Origin of the sequence: Halobacillus seohaensis, from assembly GCF_042663045.1 — a bacterium.
GTDB lineage: Bacteria > Bacillota > Bacilli > Bacillales > Halobacillaceae > Halobacillus_A > Halobacillus_A seohaensis.
On the sequence record NZ_JBHSZV010000047.1, the window covers coordinates 1 to 22,214 of the forward strand.

General features: G+C 38.9%; 16 protein-coding genes. 2 read left to right on the forward strand and 14 right to left on the reverse strand.

Annotation, left to right across the window (positions count from 1 at the left end; genetic code table 11):
- Window positions 1–756 precede the first annotated feature (756 nt).
- Window positions 757–969 carry a YjcZ family sporulation protein gene (locus tag ACFQIC_RS16290; RefSeq protein ID WP_204708480.1) on the forward strand — a complete coding sequence of 71 codons (213 nt, stop codon included), beginning with the start codon at window positions 757–759 and terminating at the stop codon, window positions 967–969.
- A 189-nt stretch (window positions 970–1,158) separates the two neighbouring features.
- On the opposite strand, the gene ACFQIC_RS16295 is transcribed toward ACFQIC_RS16290, so the two are convergent.
- The 5 genes from ACFQIC_RS16295 to ACFQIC_RS16315 form a co-directional block, all read right to left on the reverse strand.
- On the reverse strand, window positions 1,159–1,509 hold the full coding sequence (locus tag ACFQIC_RS16295; RefSeq protein WP_204708481.1) for a YuzC family spore coat inner layer protein: 351 nt from the start codon (window positions 1,507–1,509) through the stop codon (window positions 1,159–1,161).
- 159 nt (window positions 1,510–1,668) lie between these two features.
- Window positions 1,669–2,628: an acetylxylan esterase gene (locus ACFQIC_RS16300; RefSeq protein ID WP_204708482.1), complete on the reverse strand. Its 960-nt coding sequence runs from the start codon at window positions 2,626–2,628 to the stop codon at window positions 1,669–1,671.
- 363 nt (window positions 2,629–2,991) lie between these two features.
- Window positions 2,992–5,550 (reverse strand): beta-mannosidase, encoded by a 2,559-nt coding sequence (locus tag ACFQIC_RS16305; RefSeq protein WP_204708483.1) that lies wholly within the window; start codon window positions 5,548–5,550, stop codon window positions 2,992–2,994.
- Between the two features lie 143 nt (window positions 5,551–5,693).
- Window positions 5,694–6,731 carry a LacI family DNA-binding transcriptional regulator gene (locus tag ACFQIC_RS16310; RefSeq protein ID WP_204708484.1) on the reverse strand — a complete coding sequence of 346 codons (1,038 nt, stop codon included), beginning with the start codon at window positions 6,729–6,731 and terminating at the stop codon, window positions 5,694–5,696.
- 64 nt (window positions 6,732–6,795) lie between these two features.
- Window positions 6,796–7,797: a LacI family DNA-binding transcriptional regulator gene (locus ACFQIC_RS16315; RefSeq protein WP_204708632.1), complete on the reverse strand. Its 1,002-nt coding sequence runs from the start codon at window positions 7,795–7,797 to the stop codon at window positions 6,796–6,798.
- 228 nt (window positions 7,798–8,025) lie between these two features.
- On the opposite strand from ACFQIC_RS16315, the gene ACFQIC_RS16320 reads away from it, so the two are divergent.
- Window positions 8,026–9,198 (forward strand): MFS transporter, encoded by a 1,173-nt coding sequence (locus ACFQIC_RS16320; protein ID WP_204708485.1) that lies wholly within the window; start codon window positions 8,026–8,028, stop codon window positions 9,196–9,198.
- A 45-nt stretch (window positions 9,199–9,243) separates the two neighbouring features.
- Here the strand turns inward: ACFQIC_RS16320 and uxuA are convergent, their stop codons facing one another.
- From uxuA to ACFQIC_RS16365, 9 genes are all read right to left on the reverse strand, one after another.
- Entirely contained in the window at window positions 9,244–10,308 is a 1,065-nt protein-coding gene (gene uxuA, locus ACFQIC_RS16325) for a mannonate dehydratase (protein ID WP_204708486.1), read from the reverse strand.
- A 34-nt stretch (window positions 10,309–10,342) separates the two neighbouring features.
- Window positions 10,343–12,856 carry a beta-mannosidase gene (locus ACFQIC_RS16330; RefSeq protein ID WP_204708487.1) on the reverse strand — a complete coding sequence of 838 codons (2,514 nt, stop codon included), beginning with the start codon at window positions 12,854–12,856 and terminating at the stop codon, window positions 10,343–10,345.
- Between the two features lie 57 nt (window positions 12,857–12,913).
- Complete coding sequence (locus ACFQIC_RS16335) at window positions 12,914–14,458, reverse strand: response regulator transcription factor (protein ID WP_204708488.1); 1,545 nt, start codon at window positions 14,456–14,458, stop codon at window positions 12,914–12,916.
- Window positions 14,448–16,241, reverse strand: a complete 1,794-nt coding sequence (locus ACFQIC_RS16340; protein WP_204708489.1) for a sensor histidine kinase — start codon at window positions 16,239–16,241, stop codon at window positions 14,448–14,450. Before ACFQIC_RS16340 ends, ACFQIC_RS16335 begins: the two co-directional genes overlap by 11 nt.
- Before the next feature lie 36 nt (window positions 16,242–16,277).
- On the reverse strand, window positions 16,278–17,156 hold the full coding sequence (locus ACFQIC_RS16345) for a carbohydrate ABC transporter permease (protein WP_390217437.1): 879 nt from the start codon (window positions 17,154–17,156) through the stop codon (window positions 16,278–16,280).
- A gap of 18 nt (window positions 17,157–17,174) precedes the next feature.
- Window positions 17,175–18,050, reverse strand: a complete 876-nt coding sequence (locus tag ACFQIC_RS16350; protein WP_204708491.1) for a carbohydrate ABC transporter permease — start codon at window positions 18,048–18,050, stop codon at window positions 17,175–17,177.
- Window positions 18,051–18,116: 66 nt separating this feature from the next.
- Window positions 18,117–19,415 (reverse strand): extracellular solute-binding protein, encoded by a 1,299-nt coding sequence (locus ACFQIC_RS16355; RefSeq protein ID WP_204708633.1) that lies wholly within the window; start codon window positions 19,413–19,415, stop codon window positions 18,117–18,119.
- A gap of 883 nt (window positions 19,416–20,298) precedes the next feature.
- A complete protein-coding gene (locus tag ACFQIC_RS16360) occupies window positions 20,299–20,799 on the reverse strand; it encodes a hypothetical protein (RefSeq protein WP_204708493.1) in 501 nt (166 codons plus the stop codon).
- A 331-nt stretch (window positions 20,800–21,130) separates the two neighbouring features.
- A complete protein-coding gene (locus tag ACFQIC_RS16365; RefSeq protein WP_204708494.1) occupies window positions 21,131–22,177 on the reverse strand; it encodes a lactonase family protein in 1,047 nt (348 codons plus the stop codon).
- Window positions 22,178–22,214: the final 37 nt, after the last annotated feature.

Sequence of the window (22,214 nt, forward strand, 5' to 3'; positions counted from 1 at the left end):
ATTAGGCACGCCGCCAGCGTTCGTCCTGAGCCAGGATCAAACTCTCCATAAAAGTTGAGAATGAAATGCTCATTTGCACATCAAGTGTGCTTGTTTTACTTCCTTCTATATAATAGAAAGAATAATTGACGTACTGGTTGGTTCGTTCAGTTTTCAAAGATCAATAGGTTCGCCGCTTCAAAATGGCGACTTAATAAATATACCATGCTGACGAAGTGAAGTCAATAACGCATTTTCATTGTTATGATTTTCCGGTCAGATGAATGAATCGGTGCATCGCCTTCTAAAAAGCGACAAGAATAAATATACCATGCTAATGAAATGAATGTCAACAACGTTTTACCGCTGTTTTGTTTTTTCGATCAGCGAATTGGATCGGTGCATCGCTCTCTAAAAAGCGACAAGAATAAATATACCATGCAGAAAAGATGAATGCAATGGTATATTGAAAAAAATATAGCTTTATAGTTTAGAAGAACAAACAGCAGCAAATAAACAAAATCGGATATCTTAAATTATATAATAATGAAGAAAAGTGGAACTCCAGAATACTTAACCTGGAAACCGACACTATTTTCTTGCTACTATTGATGACGATACGCTCCATCAGAAATAATCAATAAATTTTCAATCTTCCTCAATACAGATGAAAGATAACTGGTTTCTTTCAATAGTTTAAGCGCCTACTAGTCATATGCCTTGCCGCTTTTTCAACAACGTCATAAAGTAAAGTATTGACATAAAGGTGGTGAAGTTATGAGCTACGGCGGATATGGTTATGGCGGCCCTACGAACGTTGGCGGTTTCGGTGGTCCTGGCAATAATGTCGCAGGTTTCGGTGGCGGTCCAGGAGTTGGCGGATACGGTGGCTATGGTTGTCACAAAAAAAGAGCTGGCAGTGGATTTGCGTTAATCGTTGTTTTGTTTATTCTATTGATTATTGTTGGAGCAGCTTACACTAAACACTAAATAAATAGATATTCTGTATTATGTTCACATTGATTATTGAATAGTCAGGACCCTTGTCCTGACTTTTGATTTTTTAAAATTCATTGATCAACAAATCTCATTTCGGACAAAAATGCTCGGAGCAAAAGCCCGGAGCATTTTAATAGTTTTCTTCTTTAAAACCGAAGCCGTTTGTTTTCGACACATATTTCAACGCCAACGTAAGGCAACATGCAGCTTGCAGCAGTCTATTTCAGCTACTTTCGTCTTAAACTCAAGTCGTAAACCATCAGGATTATAGTTAATGTCAACTTCTGAAGTAATTCCAATTGAGTGAATGAGTCGTTCCACCTTATCTTGGTCAGATACTTGGGCAGCATGCATTAATTCAGCATCAAAATCTTTTGACTCCGATAACTTATCAAGTACCTTACTTGCATCTTGCATAAGTTTCTTCGATTGGTGTGCAGATTGTTGCAAAAAATCAGGGTTCACATCTTCATATAGACGAATAGGCCAATAACCAGGGTAATAGTAACGAGGGTGATAAGGATAATACATAAATGAGATTCCCTCCCAGTAAATACATACATTTAATTATATGTCTGGATGCTTAGTTCTGGGAATAAAGAAGAGTTAATATACAAAAAACAACCATAAAGCTGCTGACAGATACTTTACGGTTGGTATGCTTGAAGAATTATAGGGTTCTTTCCACTTTTATAATTGCAGCATTTTTTGAAAAACATGATCTTGCAGCTTCGGCAAACGCTCATGACCGTATTCATAGTAAATTTTTAATTCTTTTTCAGCTGCAATTTTATTAAAAGCTGCGAATTGGGTAGAAGGTGGACAAACTTCGTCGGCGAGCCCTGTCACCCAAAGCACACGAGCTTTTATCCGCTCTGCAAAATGCTGAATATCAATATAACCTAACCTATTAAAGAACGCTTCTTCCTTTTCATGTGTTGGGTCAAAAAAACGAAAATAATATACAATTTCCTCATAGGCGGATGCGTTTATGTTATGTTCCCAAGCCCTTTTATAATCAGACAAAAATGGATAAACCGCAACTAGTTCTTTTAGCTTTGGTTCAAGCGCTGAACATACCACAGCTAGTGCCCCTCCCTGTGATATCCCATAAGCCCCGACTCGATTTGGGTCTACGTGATCCATCGACATTAATATTCTTGCCGTATGTACAGTGTCCAAAAAGACATTTCTATAGTATAAGTTGTGTTCAGAAGGGTCATCAATTCCACGAATGATATGTCCTCTTACGGTAGAACCTTGTACAGACAAATTATCTTCTGATAAACCTCCCTGACCGCGACAGTCCATGGCAAGCACAGTAATACCTTGAGCTGCATAGGCAATCTTGTCAAACCAATCCCCACTGTTTCCTTTGTAGCCATGGAACATAACGAGACCTGCTCCTTGTTCCTGCACTTCTTTTGGTTGAGCCAGTTTACAATGGATCCTCGCTCCACCGACACCTGTAAAATACAAGTGGTAACAATCAGCTAGTTTATTATTGAAGTCTGCAGGAATTAGCTCATATTCTAACGATTGTTGATCTAGTTCTTTTAATGCCGTTTCCCAGTAGTCATTAAAATCTTCTGGTCTTGGACTTTTTCCTTTATATAATTTTAATTCTGTTAAAGACATGTCGTTGAACATACTCCTGTGGTCTCCTTTTCAATTTAAGTAAAAGCTGTTGATTCTTAGTTATATAAAATGGTAACTTCCTAATCTGTAAGTTACTTATCTTATTTCTTTAAATTCCCCCTAAAGATGAATATACTGTTGATGGGTGGGAAGTTGACTCCCATTCCAGGGACGGACGAGAAGACTCGCTGGTTCTTCCGTAGAATGCGAATCGTTTCCTTGATCCCCTTTCTTTCATCTATCAACAGAACCATTTTTCTGCGAGAAACCTATATCCCTCACCCTTAATCAGGGAAATATCAACACCCTGAACTTTTACATAGCCAGAGTAAAAAGCAACCCGCCGCGCTACAAAAAACTCGGGGGTTGCTCTTATTATGCCATAAAATTGTACATGGATTGAACAACTATATTTCCAGGAGATGATGGTGAAAAGGATGTGTCTCGTGAGTGGAATTGCACTTTCTTAGCTACTCCTGGAAGTAAATCAAAGTAATTGTCTGTAAACACTCCTTCATTTTCCGAAGAGATCCAGACTGATTTCGCAAGCTTATCAGTTTCTACTATAAATTCACTTCCCGTTGACTCCAGCACTTCGGTCACCATAATGTTTGGCTGATCAAGAACAAGATCGCGAATGGAAATAAAATAGTGTTCTTTTTCATCTAAGACTTCCCCTTTTTGCTTCAATTGAGCCACTAATACGAGTTGACTTGGATTAAGTCCCTCCAGCATTTTTTTCGTTGGAAGTGAAAGCACGTTTTTTGCTTGATTGGAAGGAATGTGTACTTGCTCGACATATTCTTTAACAACTTCCCCTTGAAAATTTAACAGTTTTACGTTCAAAGTTCCTGTGATTTCTTCAAGAATATCGGATACAACATGGATATCGACTCTCTCTTGCTCTGTTCCATCAATAGATACCATGACATCTTGAAAGCTTTTCTTAGCATAGTAATGTAACGCTTTCCATCTTCCGTAATAATCCATACTTGCCCAGGAGGCGACAGGCCAGCAATCATTCATCTGCCAATAAAGAGTCCCCATACAATAAGGTTTTTTTCGGCGATGGGCTTCAATCGCTGTTTTAATCCCTTCGGCTTGAAGCACCTGGCTCATATAAAGGAAAGAAGAGAAATCCTTTGGTTCTGGCAAGTACTTCTCCATATATTCTTTAATTAAATAATTTCCACTATCATTCTTCTGATGATGAAGCATGACTTCTGTTTCTAATGCCATATCTTCCTCTTCCGCATAAGTGCGGACTGTTTTTTCTTCAGGGAAAGATTGAAAACCATATTCACTCATAAATCGTCCAACGTGATTATTATATTCTTCAAATGGCTTCAACCCATGCCAAACATCCCAATAATGAATATCTCCACTGGTTGCTGTATTGCTTGTATGTTGGTTTTCATCCCCCGTCCAATCACTCATCGGAGAGGAAGGCCAATAATACGTACCTGGATCATATGCTGTGACCGCTTCTGGTAAAATTTCATGGAAAACAGCTTCATAATCCCGCCAAATTTTATCACCGACATCTTCTGCATACTGTTCTTTCCACCCCCATCCACCGTTTTCATCGTAGGCAGACCACGCGGTATCCATTTCGTTATTTCCACACCATAAAGCAATACTTGGATGGTTTCGAAGCCGCTTCACATTCTCTTCTGCTTCAGCTTTTACATTTTCTAAAAAGGCTTCATCTCCAGGGTACATGCTGCAGGCAAACATGAAATCCTGCCAGACAAGAATTCCGTATTCATCACAAAGCTCATAAAAAGCATCATATTCATAAATACCGCCACCCCAAATACGCAGCATGTTCATATTTGATTCTACGGCACTAAGGATCTCGTGTTTATATCGCTCATACGTAACTTCAGTTTCAAAGCTATCGTTAGGAATGTGATTCGCCCCTTTAGCAAAGACACGGACTCCATTCACTTCCACATAAAATGATTTCCCTACCTCATCTTTTTCTTGTACCACACGTATCGAGCGAACCCCCGTTCTCACCGATTTGTCAGCAACTACACGATCTTCTCTTAAAAGGGAGGCAGAAAACTCATATAAGTGCTGTTCCCCCAGACCTCTCGACCACCAAAGCTTGGGTTCGTCTATAGTGAAGCACATCTCTAGTTGATTTTTTCCTTCTGTGACCTCTACTTCCTCCTTGATTTCTATCCCTTCTGTCGACAACTGAAGGCTTCCACTCCACGCTGACTCTGATTCAATTTCTATCAGAGCTTTTAAATCTGCCGAAGAAGCCGTCACATTGTTTTGTTGAATAAAAAGGTCCGTCACTCTACAGTCTGACCAGCCTTCTAAGTAGACTTCCTTCCATACCCCACTTGTCACAAACCTTGGACCCCAATCCCAACCATAATGATATGGAGCTTTTCTCGCAAAAACACTAAGATTCTTCTCTCCGACCCCACCATCTTCTGAATGATCATTAACAGCAGGCAGATTATATCCTTGCTGCTCAAGTTTAACTAAATCTTCATTAATGGGTGAGCGAAAATGGATAGATAGCCGATTGTTTTCTTTCTGCACTAGCGAACGGACATCCACCTTCCATGTTCTAAACATATTATCAGCTGATAGAATATGTTGGTCATTGACATACACATCCGCATACGTATCCAATCCATCAAAAACTAAATGAATGTGAGAAGAATCCAGCAACTGCTCCGAAACGTCAAATGTCGTTTCATAGTTCCAGTCCTTTTTATCAATCCATTGAAGTTCCAGCTCGTTTTTCCCATGAAACGGGTCAAGGATTTTATTATTTTTTAATAAATCTGTATGTATGCACCCCGGCACCTGTGCAGGCATCCATTGATTGTCTCCCTGCTGTTTAAACTGCCAATCAGATAACACCATTCTCTTCAAATTCACTTTATGCTCATTTGAGGTAGTAGACATTATACCTTCACTCCTTTTGTTATTTTAGTTATTTTATTGTTAGTTTTAATTATAACGTTATTGTGAAAATAAGTAAATAAAACGCTTTCATAATTCTACTAAAAAACAGAATAGCTCTCGACTATTCTGTCCTCATCACATCCTTATTCGTTTTTAGCAAGAGTAGATTCTCTAAAAATCGATTCACAAGATAGTAACGTTTTCTCACCAGGAGATTCACTGTCATATAGTCTTGCAAACAAAGCTTTGACCGCTCGCTTCCCTATTTGTTCTTTTGGAACATGAACAGTAGTAAGCGTTGGACTGACCAGGTAGGAATCCTCAATATTATCAAATCCTGTTACACTAATCTCTCCAGGAACATCGATGGAAAGTTCTTTCAGTACTGTAAGAAGTTCGATGGCAATCGAATCATTAGCACACATGATCGCCGTAGGTAACTCCTGGTCTTGTTGCAATGATTCCATCCATGTCATTGTATCGATACACATATCATCACTATTTTTGGCGCTTGTGGCTTCATCCTTAGGGGCGGTCATCCCGCTTAATTCTAGAGCACTACGAAAGCCAAGCCAGCGATCAAAAAAACTTCTAGAATAAGTAATGTTTCCTAAAAACCAAATCCGCTTATGTCCAAGGCCAATCAGGTGATCAGTGAGCATGGCGCTGCTATCAAAATTATTTGTAAAAACAGTATCTACCGACAATAAACGATCTTCATGATCAATTAGCACTATCGGAAAGTTAAGCTGTCTTACCTTCAGTAACAATGAAGTCGAAACTTTGCCTACTCCAATTAAACCTAAGACGGCATCAAGATTAATAATCGCAGAAAGGTCATCCGTATCTCCCTCCGTTATGATGATAACTCCAAAGCCTTTGCTTTCAACACTGCTTCTAATGCCATCAATAATACCACCCCAATAGCTTGATTCTTGCATCTGTTGACGAGTGTTAGGCATAACGACTAATATATTTTTCTTTTCTCGGGAGAATTCTTGCACATTTGATGATTTAATTCGAGAGTTTTGTATGAAATAACCTAATTTAGAAGCTGCTTGAAAAACTTTCTCCTTTGTCTCTTCTTTTACACCGCTTCGACCTGATAAGGCTCTTGAAACAACATACTTAGAAACCCCTAGATAGTCCGCAATTTGTTGAATAGTGATTTTACGGGCCATTGGCACACCTCATTTCTCATCTAACAATAAAACTAACATAATGCTAACAAAAATAGAAAACATCTTACCGACTCACATCTTTAACGGAGTCCCTAGAAATAAATTCACCTGGAACTTCCCACTTAATGAGGGCATGCTTTTTATTATCCGATGTACGTAGGGTCATGTCGATGGCGGCTTCACACATTTCTTGTTTATGTACTTGTATCGTAGTTAATCGGGGGTTTGCAGTAGCTGCGAGTTCAAGATCATCAAATCCAACAATCGAAATATCTTCAGGGACACGAATATTCTGTTCTCGGAACACATCCATTAACAAAATCGCCATTCGATCATTCCCACAAAAAATCGCCGACGGTCTCTCTTTTAATTGGCTGACATACTTTTGAATCTCCTGTTTATTTTCTTGATAACCCTTAAACCGAAGTAAACCATCAAAGGGAATGAGGTTGTGATCTTGCATCGCTTTCCAATAGCCAAAATAGCGTTCCTCATGACTGGACGTTAAATTAGTCGGTCCTATAAATCCAATCGAACGATGTCCATTTTCGATTAAATGCTTAACCGCCTGATAGCCTCCTTCAAAATTAGCTGAAGTTACGACAGGACAATGGATGTCATGATAATACGAATCAAATAATACGAGTGGACACCCTTGTTGATATACCATACGAGCGTAATTTTCACTGACAATGCCAAATAAAATTACCCCTTCAAAGTCAATGTCATCAAATAACTGCGGAAGGGTAAGGTTCTGTTCCATCGAACGATCGATTTTGGCAATCACCGGCTGGACCCCTCGTTCTTTAATCGAACGTTCTACCCCCCAAATTAAATCATGATAAAACAAAAAGTGGTCATTATCTTCGTAGCCCATTATACGTTCAGGGACCATCACCAAAATCGAACGTGCTGATTTTCTATTTTTCGCGAACTCTCCATAACCAAGTTCTTCTGCTACTTTAAGGATCTGTTCCCTTAGTTCCTTACTTACTCCTTGCTTCTGATTTAAAGCTAAGGAAACGGCATTTTTCGATATATTCAAATGTGTGGCAATATCAGTCATTGAAGGTTTCTTTTTACGTGACAACGCTTTCCAATCCTTTCATCTTGTGCTATTCTATGATTGACGTTACTTTACGTTTTTATTTTTGTCAAGTAACATCAAGTTAACTGCATTATGCCCTCAAGACGCTGTATTCATTGGAATCGGTGCCCTTAAATTAAAAAACTTAACCAACCACTTACGGACCGGGACATATACATATCCGTTTAGGTAGATAAGGAGAACATATTGTTTAAAACTAGATCATTACTGTTTCTATGCATTTTTCTGTTTTTTAGTAATTCGATTATTACGTTAATCATTAGTTACTTACCGGTCTATTTTGAAGATAAAGGATTTACAGGATCAGAGATCGGCTTCTTATTAGCGATTGGCCCATTAATCGGTTTATTCTCCCAGCCAATGTGGGGATATTTTAGTGATAAGTACAAAACAGTGAAAAAAACCTTACTCATTTGTTTAGTAGGTTTACTTTTTAGCAGTCTATTTTTATTTAAAATGGATACATTTACTTCATTAATTTTAATAGGAGCTTTCTTTTTTCTATTTATGTCAGCCCTCGGAGGACTGGGTGATAATCTTGCGAAAAAAACGTCGATGCAACGCGGCATCCCGTTTGGAAAAATTCGCATGTGGGGATCAATTGGTTTTGCCTGTACATCTTTAATAAGCGGGAAAATTCTATCAATCATCGGAATCGAATTCTTATTTTACCCTTTTCTCGTCATTGTGAGCATGACCATTTTAGTTGGCTTAACCTTAAGCGATGCGACGGTAAGCAGTAAACCCGTTGCCCTAGCCGATGCAGCAAAACTATTAATCAATAAAAAATTGGTATCCTTTCTCGTTATCGTCTTATTTGTCACAACAACACACCGTACAAATGATAACTTCATTGGCATGTATGTAACAGATATCGGTGGGGATGCCAGTCTAATCGGATGGGTATGGTTTATCGGCGTGTTCAGTGAAGCGCTTGTATTTGCATTTAGTGCCCTCTGGTTCAGACGCTTCCAACCGCTTACCTTCATTATTTTTGCAAGCTTATTGTATAGTTTTCGCTGGCTATTTATGTCTGCAGCTGATCAGCCGTTTGAGATTATGATCTTACAGCTGACACATGGCATCTGTTTTGCTGTTTTATACGTGGCCGCCTTAGAGTTTCTTAGTGATGTTGTTCCAAATGAGTTACAGTCCACTGGCCACTTACTATTCTTAAGTGTAAGCTTTGGACTTTCAGGCATTATTGGTGCTTTGTTTGGCGGGTTTACGCTCGATACATTTGGAGGTTCAGTCCTTTACGAGTGGTTAGGGTATATGGCCTTACTTGGATCGATTGGGCTCATTATTTATAAATTGTTTTATCGTGTCACACCTCAGAAACAAGTCTATCAATCATAAGAAAAAGACCCAGTCCGAATAAATCGGTTCTGGGTCTTTTTTGATTCATTTTTCACTTCTTACTAATGAATCCCATATACCCCATAAATACATAATCCCTAAGGCTCGATCATATAGACCATAGCCAGGCCTGCATACCTCATCCCAAAGGTGTCGACCATGATCAGGTCTAACGTACCCCGTAAATCCTGCTTCATGATAAGCTTTGACAATATCATAAATATCAACAGATCCATCTTCCGTCCGATGAGAGGTTTCAATAAAACTGCCATTTTCATAGACTTTGACGTTTCGAATATGAGCAAAAGGAATACGGTCGGCAAACTCTCTTACCATATCGCCCACATGATTAAGAGGGTTAGCCCCGAGCGACCCGCTGCAAAGTGTAATTCCATGATAAGAACTGTCCACTATACTGAGCAAACGGCGAATATTTTCTGCATTCGTTATGATTCGCGGTAACCCAAAGATTGACCAAGGCGGATCATCAGGATGGATCGCCATTTGAATATCATGAGCTTCAGCAACCGGAATAATTTCCTGCAAAAAATAACTCAAATTCTCCCAAAGATCCTCTTCCTTAATATCTTGATACGCCTCAAAAAGGTGGGCGAGATCAGCTAACCTCTCCGGCTCCCAGCCCGGCATTTTAAAATCAAGCTCATCGGAATTTTTTCGAACAATTTCTAACGGATTAATGTCTTCCACTTTAGCCTTGTCATAAAACAGTGCATGGGAACCATCATGCAAAGGTTCATTTAGATCGCTCCGAAACCAATCAAAGACCGGCATAAAATTATAACAGATTACTTTTACACCGACACTTGCCAGTTTCTCTATCGTTTGTTTATAGTTTTCAATATATTGATCTCTCGTATTCAAACCTAGTTTAATATCTTCGTGTACATTCACACTTTCTACCACGTCAATCGATAGGCCTGATTGATCGGCTTGCTGTTTGACTTCCTGGATTTTTTCAAGAGGCCACTCTTCCCCTACCGGTACGTCATGAAGTGCCCAAACAATTCCTTCGACTCCAGGAATTTGTTTAATGTGCTGCAATGAAATCGAATCATTAGTTTCGCCAAACCAACGGAATGTCATTTTCACTGCGCTTCTCCCTCCTTTCTTTTGATGGAGTCTATCACTCATGATTACTATTAATGGCATGCACGCTAAAATCACTACGTTTGATTTCAAAATCATCTAAATGACTCAATTGAATTGTTTTCGATTCACTAGGCCACAGATCAAAGAAATTGTCTGAACATTGAGCTTTGCCAACCGAAAAGTCTACCGTTACAAAGCGTGCTAGTTTGTCTGATGTTATGGTAATGGTTTGTTCGTTAGCATCATGCTTTACTTCAAGTTTTGTAAGAGGGTAAGTAATGTCTTTAAAATCTCTTAGGAAATAGACATTGTCTTGAAAGTGACCGTTTTTTGACTGTAAGCGGACAACCACTTCAGAAGCGTCGATCCCATCCAGAATTGCCTCTTCCGTGAATTCTGCAAGCTTGATGGTGTCATTGCTTTCAATATTAATTTCTAATTCTTTAGAAAAAACAGATGAACCACCAAACGTTGAAACTTCGAAAACAAGAGTATCTTTAAGCGCATCTAACCTATCATTGATGATCCATAGCGAGAGTGGACGCCCTGGGTCATGTTCTAAGCACGCCATTACTGGATCAAAGAACTTTTTGGCGTAGTAATGTGAAGCTTTCGGAAGCAGTTCATAATCGATCATTGACCAGCTTGTGCCCGGCCAGCAATCATTCAACTGCCAAATTAGTGCCCCACTTGTGAACGGTTTTCTCCGGCGATAATGTTCAATTCCATACTTTAATCCTTCCGCTTGGGTAAGCATAGAAAAATTCATATAGTCCTCAATCGTCTCAGGAACACCCGTATACCCTTCCATTAACAGGATACCTTTTTCATGAAAATGATCTTTGTTCCGATAAGACATTTCGTCACTTTTCCAATAAAACTGTCCGTCCGGAATGAACTTGTCTAGTGTATATCTATTGGAAGATGCGTGCATACCAAATTCACTCGAAAAAAGGGTGAGGTCTTTTTTATAATTTTTAAAAGATACGCCTTCAAGTGAAATATCCTGCTCAACAGGTTCTCCTATTTTACGGGGTTCTACATTCCCGTGCCACACTTGCCAATTATGGCGATCCCCGATATTTTCTGCATCAAGATCGTTGCCTCCAAAAGGAGAACTTGGCCAATATAAACGAGTCGGATCCAGTTCTTTTAGCTCTCTAGGAATAAGATGGTGATAGATTTTCTCTCCATAAAAGGGCGTCGTTATTTCCCCGCCTGAGCTTTTACGATCATAAATCCAGTCAATCTCATTATTTCCACACCACAAGGCAAGGGACGTGTGATTCCGCAACCGTTTAACAACTTTTGTTACTTCGTCTCTTACATTGTTCATGAAATTTTTGTTGTAATCAGGGTACAAGGCATTGGCAAACATAAAATCCTGCCAAACTAAAAGACCCAGTTGATCACATTGGTCGTAAAATATCTCCTTCTCATAAATTCCACCGCCCCACACGCGCATCATATTCATATGCGCATCCTTGGCTAATGCTAACAAGTCACGGTACCGATCGTCTTCTACCGCTCCGATAAAATTATGAACAGGAATCCAGTTGGCCCCTTTGGCAAACAAGCGAACCCCGTTTAGGTTAAATGTAAATAAGTTTTCGTTATTTTCATGTTTTTGCTCTACTTTCACTTCACGAATCCCAAACTTTTGCTGATGCTCATCAATCGTTTGATCCGCTTCATCTAGCAAACGAATCGTGCAATCATATAAATGAGGGGAACCTAAATCATGCGTCCACCATAATTTTGGGGAGCGAACATATATTTCTGCTTGGCCTGTGTCTTTTTCAATAAGCCCTTTAGCCGTATGTAGATCCTCCCCTGATGTTAACTCTACCTCAAAACGCAGCGATTCCTGATTATAAAATTGTTCACCAACGTCTACTTGCACGTTTACCGTTGCAGCTTCATCTGACAGCTCTGCGGTTTGGATAAACACACTATCAAATTTAGCCTTAATATGTTTCTTAAGTTGAACATCCTTCCAAATCCCTGTTGTAACTAGTCTTGGACCCCAATCCCAGCCAAAATTCATCGCTGATTTTCTCGCCCATATCCGTTCTTTTCCATAGCTGCACCAATAATCTCTTTCTTTTTCTGCAATATGAACAGAAAGCGGGTCAAATTTAACCGCTAAAACGTTTTTACCCTTTCGAATTTCATCGCTAATATCAAATGTGTGTTCTACGAGCATGTTAGCAGTAGAACCAATCTCTAAGCCATTTAAAAAGACGGTAGCGTACGTATCTAATCCTTCAAAGTTAAGCTCTAAACATTCTTCGTCATTACAGTTATCTTCCCAATGGAAAGTCGTTCGGTACCACCATTCCTTTTCTTCGATCCAACGACACTTTAAATCGTTATGACCGACAAATGGATCTTCAATTAAGTTTTTGTCTATGAGAGTAGAATGAACGTCGCCAGGAACATTGGTCGTCATCCAGAAATGGTCAATATAGTAAGGGGCTGAAATTTCTAATGGATTCATTGTGTTCGGTTCAAACCATTGTAGTTTCCATTCACTAGTAAGATTCATAAATTAGTCCTTTCTAACATTTAGTTTCGTATATTCCCTAAAAAATCACCATACACACTAGCCATCACCTTCTGTAAAATCAGCAAGCGTCCGAAATTGGGTGGGTGTCAGAGAGGTACTTTTCTTAAAGATTTGCACGAAATATTTATAGTCTTTGTACCCGACTAACTCGGCAACTTCATAGATTCGGTACGATGTTTCATTTAATAACAGTTTCGCTTGACGAATCCGCACATCATGCAAATAATCATTAAAGTGTTTACTCGTTTCTTTTTTAATTAGTTGGCTAAAGTGATTAGGTGATACGTTGATCACATCAGCCACTTCTGTTGCCTTTAAATCCTGAGCATAAAACTCGTTAATATAAGCGAGCGCTTTCTTAATTAACCAACGTTGGCCACCCTTTTTCATTACCACTTGTTGATGGGAGAAGAAATCCTTAAGGTCATCCATAAACAAACGACTCAGCTGTTGATAAGAATTATGAACGGTCACATTCACATCTTTAGTTATCCGCCCATGTAATCCTTCTGAAAAATCTTTGAATATCTTATTTTCTATCTCTACTAAAGCTTCTACTACACTTTCCAGTGGCCATTGATTAGCCCTAAAGGTTTCAAATAAACGATCGGTAATTTGCTGAAGCTTTTCTTCATCATGATCCTCGACTCGATTCAACTCTTTTTCATAAGTTACTGGATATTCATAGGTGAACTGCTTGAGAATATTAACCACATCCACTGCCTTACATACTTTTACATCAACGAACACCTGTCCTTGCATTCCTTTTTGCAACAGCTGAAAGTGACTGCGAAGGTCATCAACCGTTTTCGAAACGGGTGCATAACATAAGAACAGCTGAAAAGGCAACTTGTCTTTTATCCGAGTTAAAATCCTATGATACGTATCGTCCTCCAATTGTTCTTTTTCAAAAGTACAACAAGTTATGAGACGATTTTCTTCAATAAATAAGGAAACCGCATACATTCCAACGTTCTCTAATTCTTCTTCAATCAAAGACAGCCATTCGTGTTTCATCTGAGTGATTTCTTTGTCGGAAAAAGCTGACGTTTTTTCGCTAAAGCCTTGTATTTCAGTCGCTATTAATTGACATCCTGCTCCTAATTCCTTGTTTATCGCCTCATCGTCGTCATACTCTTCCCTTCCGATAGCAAAGGAAGACAGTAATTGTTTTAATTCTAAATGCAAACGATCCTGCTTTTCCTTGACTAAATGATCCCGAGTAATTTCTACAAGCTTCATCAGTTCATTGATATCGACCGGTTTGAGCAAGTAATCCTTCACACCTTGGCGCATTGCACGCTTAGCATAATCAAACTCATCATATCCGCTAATAATAATCATTCTTGTCTGAGGGTATTGACAACGAATTTGTTCAGCTAACTCTAACCCGTCCATCACAGGCATTCGCACGTCAGATAACACCAAGTCGACATCCTCTTCATCCATGAATTCGAGGGCTTCTTCCCCGTCGTATGCTTCTCCGACAACTTCAGCTCCCAAATCCTCCCAAGGGACGGTCCGACTAAGCCCCTGACAAATAATCGGTTCATCATCAACAATCAATACCTTAAGACTCATCTAGTTCACCTACACTTTTAGAGAAATCGTCCTTATCATTTTTCTCATGATAGGGCATCGTGACTCTTACCCAGGCACCTGGAGTATGTTTTTGTTTAATTTCAATTGAAGCCTTTGAACCAAATGCAAACATTAAACGATCCTGAATGTTTTGTAAGGCATAGCCAGCTTGTGCTGATAATTGAAAGTCACCGCTTGGAAACCCTTTTCCATTATCAATCACGTCTAACACCAACAGTTCTTTTTTGCGAAAACAACGTATATAAATTTTTTGCAAGGAGCGTTTTTTCTCAAACCCATGATGAATACTATTTTCGATTAATGGCTGAATCGTTTGTTTTAATAGTACAGCATCGACTATATCTGCATCATAATAAATCGTGTACTGAAGTTTGTCGCCCATCCTTCTTTTTTGTAAATTTAAATAGCTTTGACTATAGGTCAATTCGTCTTTGAGAATGATCCACGGTTTCCCGCGATTCAGACTAATTCGGAACATTTTCGATAGCTGCTCAATCATTTCACTCGTTTCATAGGCTTTCTCCATCCGGGCCGTCCACCGAATCATGTCCAACGTGTTATAAAGAAAGTGGGGGTTAATCTGGCTTTGCAATAATTTCAGTTCCGACTCTCGATTCTGTATTTCCATTTGGTATTCGTTTTCAATTAAATGTCGTAAACGCTCCACCATCTGATTAAATCGTAGGCCAAGCACGCCAATTTCATCTTTTGAAGTCACGGTAACATTCGCAGAGAAATCACCTTTTTCAACTTGTTGGGTTTGCTTTCCTAGGTCAATGATTCGCTTAATATTAAAATGGTAAAACCCTAGAAGCGCGAGAATCCCGAAGACCGTAAGCACAATCATCATAACCCGAATCGAGCCTTGGATCCCGTTTATTCCTTCCGCTACACTTTCTTCATTTACGATTCCCAGTACAACTAAATCCGTATCTTGAACTGGCTGAGTGACTGCATTATAATCTGTACTGTCTTCTTGATAACTTAAAGTCATCGAAGTAGTCGGATTCTTACTTAAAGATTCAACAATTTCACTTTTCGGATAAGGTTGCCCAATCAGATCCGAATTAGGATGCATGACCACTGATCCGTTCTGATTTAAGATAACCATTTGTTCTAAATCTTTAATATCTGATTCAATCAGCTGGTACAACATTTCAGCATCTAAACGAACCGTGACCATACCTAAAGGATTAGAGACATTATTTATGTCATTGATCACGCGATATAAACTGATCACAGTATTCTCACGTCCCCAGAAATCCTCAATGGTGTAAGCATCACTCCAGTAAGGTTTACCTGTTAAGTCATACGCATTCTGTTTCCATCGGTCTTCGTTCATTTGAGTGAGTGGCGTTCCAATATCGATACGCTTCTCTTTCGTATCAAAAAGCGAAATCGAAGTGAGATACGATTTAGACGTCAGGTGAAAAGTCGTAAATCCGATAATCTGCTCTTCTAGATTTCTTAAACGCATACTATTCTCCGGCGTATCTTTCGTTTCCAAGAAGGACCGGATGTCTTCACTATAGATCATATAGGAGGAAATATCCTCGATATCTTGTGTCACCGCTGAAAGATTCTGATCCACTTTATCCAGGTGATCTCTTGTATTGGCGATAGCCTGCTCTTGTACCGCTTGATTCGCTTGAGAATAAATAAAAATACTAAACCCAAGCATCGGCACTAGAACGAGAACTAGAAAAATAAAAAGGAATTTCCATTGAAGCTTCCAACCGAAAAAAAAACTTAATCGACCCATACCATCAACCTCAATCTTTGGATGTTTACATTAAGCTTATCCTTTCACGGCTCCTGCTGTCATCCCTTTTACCAAATGTTCTTCTAAAAGCATATAAATCACAATCGTAGGAATAATCGCTAAGGTTAGCCCAGCCATTTGCGCCCCATAGTTTGTTGTATATTGTCCGGCAAAGTTGGCGAGACCTAACGGTAGAGTTTTTAACGATTCTTCATTAATAAGTACTAAGGCAAATGAAAATTCGTTCCAATTGTTAATAAAGTTTAGAATAACTACAGTAGCAAGAGCGGGTCTTGTCATCGGAAGAATAATCGACCAAAAGATACGAAACACGCCGCAGCCATCCATGATTGCCGATTCTTCAATATCTTTTGGAAATGCCTTCATGAAACTGACTAAGATAAAGATGGTAATCGGCAGATTGAACGCAATGTATGGAAAAATCAACCCCACATGGGTGTTTAATAACCCTAAATTCTTCATGAGCAAAAACATCGGTACTAATGTAGCATGAATAGGGATTAATAAACCAAAGACGAAAAATCCATACATGTATTTCCCCCATTTAAAATTAAACCGTGAAAGGAAATACGAGGCAAAGGCACCAGCTAACACGGTTATAATCACCGCCACTACTGAAACGATGATACTATTTAAAAAGTACGTGTCTAACCGTGCCGTCTCCCAGGCGGTTTGATAATTTTCAAATAACCAATGAACAGGAAAAGCAAAGGGGTTTTCTGCAAACTCCGCATTCGATTTAAATGAATTGATAACCATCCAAAGAATTGGATAGGCATTAATTAATCCATAAATAATTAATATTGCATATATAATTGATTTTTTCGTGAACTTCTTAGATTTGAGTTTTGATTCATTTAGGTAAGATTTCGTTTTTTTCGTTGTATGTTCCACATGATCTCTCCTTCCCATTTAAGATGATTTTTTGCGCAGGATACGTGTCGATAAGTACACAAGACCTAAACTGAAGAAGAAAATAAATAACGATAACGCACTACCATACCCGTAACGCGTAGAAGAGAACGTCTGATCAAACATGTACATCGCTAAAACTTCTGTAGAATGTCCCGGCCCACCCGCCGTCATGACATAAATTAAATCAAATGTCCGGAGACTTCCGCTGATACATAAAATAACAGCGACTATAATCGCGTCCCTCATCATCGGAAGAGTAATGTGAAAGGTCTTGTTCCAACCGGAAGCACCATCAATCTCTGATGCCTCATAAATCTCTCGAGGAATGTTTTGTAGTGCAGCCATAAAAATAATTAAGTAAAGTCCGACAAACTGCCAAATTATTGTAATTGAAACAGAAAACATAGCCCATTCAGGATCTCCCAGCCAATTCTGAGCGAGTTGTCCTAACCCGATGTTTTCAAGTAACTGATTGAACAAACCCATTCTAGAGTTATACATCATCCCCCACACTAGTGAAATGATAACTGTCGAAATGACAACAGGCATGAACCCAATCGTTCTAAAAATTTTACCGCCTTTTAATTTGCGATTTAATAATAGTGCCATAAACAAGGCAATTGGAATTTGACCGAAAACAGAAGCACCAACAACAATCAAATTGTTTTTTAAGGCTTGCCAAAAAATTGGATCAGATAGAGCTTCACGGAAGTTAGCTAATCCGATAAATTGCATTTCCGTAAATCCATCCCATTGCATAACGGAATAATAAAATGAAATGAGAATCGGAATAATAGCAAAGACCATATAAATAATGAACGCTGGAGCCAACCCTATAATCGCAGGCCATTTACTTCGGCTTAATAGATGCATCGTCTCCCACCTTTAAATGGGAGGAAATCAAGGACGAATCCCCCTTGATTTCCAACCAAACAATTTTTATTTCTGCTTATCTACTGCTTCTTGCAACTGTTCGCCTAACTCTTCCGGAGTCATGGTGCCTAACGTTATTTCTTGCAAACCGGAATTAATTGTATCGGTCACATCCGTTGGCAATTTGGCATCGTAAACAGGTACAATATTTTCACTAGTTAGCTCAGAAACTTCTTTCAAAAGTGGACTAACATCATCTGGAGCTTCTATATCAGCAGCAACGAGAATGTCTGCTTTCATTAATTCCTTATAATAATCCTCTGAATAAAAGAATTTCAGAAATTTTTCTGCAGCTTCTAATTTTTCCCCTTCTAACTCACTGTTAAGAGCGATCCCTGTTCCTGTAACAGCAGAGACAGCATCTGGATCTCCTTCGCCACCTTCAATTTCAGGGAACAAAGCCATGCCAATGTTCTTATCAGGTGCAGCTTCTAAGGTTGGTCCAAGCGACCATGCCCCATCAATCATCATAGCTGCCTCCCCTAAGATAAATAAATCTCTGTGTTGTATATTATCAATGGAGTTAAGATCTTCATTAAAAGCTTCCATTTCAGCTAACTCTTGAATGACGCCAACACTCTCAACAAACTTTTCATCCGTGAATTTCTTTTCTCCTGTATCTAAGACCTGAGTTAAGAAATCATCACCCGTCATACGATCAGCAATTGTACTGATATAAGAAGATTGTAATACCCATTGAGCCTTATTACCGAGCGTAATCGGAATCGTATCATTACCCTTTAACTCCTTAACAAGTTCTTTAAATTCGTCATACGTTTGTGGAAACTCATCATAACCTACTTCACTTAACATATCTTTGTCATAATAAACCAGACTAGTTGGAGTAACGTTAGCTGGCAAAGCATATTGTTTACCATCGATCTGGTAATCTCCCAATTGACCTTCAGGAATTAAACCATCCCAGTGATCTAGAATGCCATCAATCGGCTGAACAAGTTCCCCATCCACTAAAGGCTTCAACTCAGCTCCTGGAAACGCTTGAACTAAATCTGGCAACTGCTTACCAGCCGCTTGCGTTTTTACTTTTACTTTAAATTGATCATGTGCAATGTTTTGTTGGTTAATCACGATATCTGGGTTTTCCTCCATAAATTGCTCAACCCGCGCTAAACTAGCATCATTCTGCGGTGAAGGTTCTGTCCAAATATTCCAGAAAGACAATTCAATCTTGTCACCATCTCCCCCATCAGAATTACCAGAAGCTTCATCATCACCACTACCAGAACAAGCCGACATAAAAACTAAAATTAAGATCATAAGGCCCAAGAAACTACGAACTTTCATACTTTTCAAAATGTAACTCCCCCTTTATGATTAGTAAAGCGCTTACATTTAGATTATAAACAGGATTTCATTATCTGATAATACGAAAAAATTAAGATTATATCCTAAATTTTCACGCAACTATCAGAAATTTTAAAATTTTCACTAGAAAAAGAGTTTACTTTCCCGTTTTATATTTTACATTTCGTTTATGTATGACTGGACCGGATAAATTCAGACAAAAACCCCCCAGATATACAAGATGATACATGAAAACTCGTATATCTAGGGGATGATTTTATATTAAAATAAAGGTGGCTAAGTTAAGAAATAAACTTAGCCATTACTCATTTTCCTGCGTGTTAGCAATTACAAATATAACTATACATATCTTGTTTATTAGTATACACCAATAGAAAAATGATGATAGATCATATAAAATACCTCCGTTTGCCGAAAAAACTAATGAGAAGCATCATTCTATTTATGGATCATTTACTTAAGAATCCTTCATTCTTTCCAACCAAAGCTGGAACAAGTCATAATATTAGATTGGATTTTCACAGCTGCTTCCTCGTTATACATATCGACCGCAAGATTACGATCATTCACTATACTCAAAGTTAGCACAACTTCTTCATAGCTGAATAGATTCACTTCCTAACTGCTGAGGATAACATCACTCGAAGATCCGATGTCCAGCACTTCGACATTATATAAAATCTCTCCATAAAATCCCTTCCTCTTTCACCTGTGGGACAAGCATTGGACTTAAATGTAAATCTACCATGGCTACCTTTAAAGGGTTGTGGATTAATCATGAAGGGGAGTGAATGTCTGACTCCAGATGATGTATTTTATAACTTCAACTCATGGTACAAGAGGGAGCAACTCACTAAGCATTTTAGGGTTTTTCGACGGACCCATCAGGTTGACCTAACACAAAGTCTGTCAAAGGTGCTGTCACAATAACCTCGCCATCTTGCTCAGTTAAAGATACCTTAATGCCCCCATCTGTAACCATCTTCTCTACCTCATCTTGAGTGATTTCTTCATTTAACTCTAAGTTGTTACTAGTACAAAAAGGCTCCCCATTTGTCTCGAACTTGCCTAAACTTTCATCGTCCTGAAGCATATTCCGACTATCCATGGTTTCATTCCACTTCTCGTCCACCAAACCTTTTAATTCGCCAGTTACTTCAATATCGATCAAAAACGGCTCTATTGATTCTTGGTCTTGGACATTGTTTTGCATACACACTTTAGGTGCCAATATATGAAGTTCCTCAACAAATGCTACATTACTTTCCTCTTTAAGAATACTTATCCTTTCTGTCTCCGCTGCTTCCCCGTTGCAACCAAATAACAATAATAAGACAAATATACTTAGATTTTTGATTTTCATTATATCCCCTCCAAGCGACACCATTCGTTGTTAGTTTCCTAACATTATGTCAAAACTTGGTAGATCACTCAACCTTCTATATAAAAAAATAATAGATTACAATCTGTTAAATTAACGATCAGGATTGTTGAAGACTCGATTCCGAGATGATTGAGATGAAAGGTAGCTGGGCAAGGAGTCGCTTTGCCATATAACTGGGTTCGAAATCGATGACAGAAAGCGAGTCGTTTCCCCTAACCCTGTTTCTCCACCCATAGCAACGGAACAATAGAAAAACCCACTTATTAAAATAAGTGGGCTGTATCCTTCTGGCATTGCATTTCAACGGGAATCAGACGCGGACAAACTTCACACAAACGGGTTCAGGAACATGCACCCCGGATTGGATGAGGGATAGGATTCCTGTAGATTTGTCTCTTTCATACAATGTCATCGTATTTGATTTTTGATTCGTAGCGATGAGAAATTCTTCGGAAGGATCTAGTACAAAGTCACGCGGCCAATTTCCTTCTGTTGAAGTCCATTCGATAAACGTTAATTGACCAGAGTCTTGATCAACCTTATATACCGCAATGGTGTTATGTCCGCGATTTCCGGCGTACACATATTGTCCATCAGAGGAAATATGAATGGCACTTCCATCATTCGTTTCATTAAAGTCTTCGGGGATCGTGGAAATAGACTGTTGTTCTGTAAAACTTCCATCTTTCTCATCATAATGAAGGACAAGGACTTCTGAGCTTAGCTCGGTCATAATATAGGCGAACTTTTTATTCGGATGGAAAGTAATATGTCGTGGTCCGCTACCAGGGTTTGTTTTTAAAACTTGTGCCTGATTTAATTTTCCATGATCAGCAGCGTAAGTAATCACGCGATCACTTCCTAGGTCAATCGCAATAACGTATTTTTCTTCTGGTGTGAAGCCTGCAAAATGCATGTGAGGTTTTTCCTGTCGCTCGTGTGGACCAGAGCCCTCGTGTTCCATAACAGATGTGGCAGGATTCAGGGATCCATCATCATTTGTTAGATAAGATACAATTTTAGTTGTATGATAATTGGCTGTTACCACATTGCTTGTTTGATGATCGACACTCACATGGCATGGAGGAGATCCTGCAGAGGTTTGACTATTTAACTTTGTTAACTCCCCTGTTTCACCATTTATTGAAAAGGCCGTAACGCCACCATTTTCTTCTTCTTTCGTGGCTGCATATAAATTTTTCTGATCGTCACCTACTGTAACATACGTAGGGTTTTCTAATTCAGCAGCTAATTTCACATCACTTATTTCTTTGTTGTCCGTATCAAGCGTGAACTGATAGACGCCTTTACTGTCCTGTTTTGTATAAGTTCCAACATATCCTACATACTTTGCCATTGTAAAACTCCTTTAAAGATTAGTATGAAAATCTCAC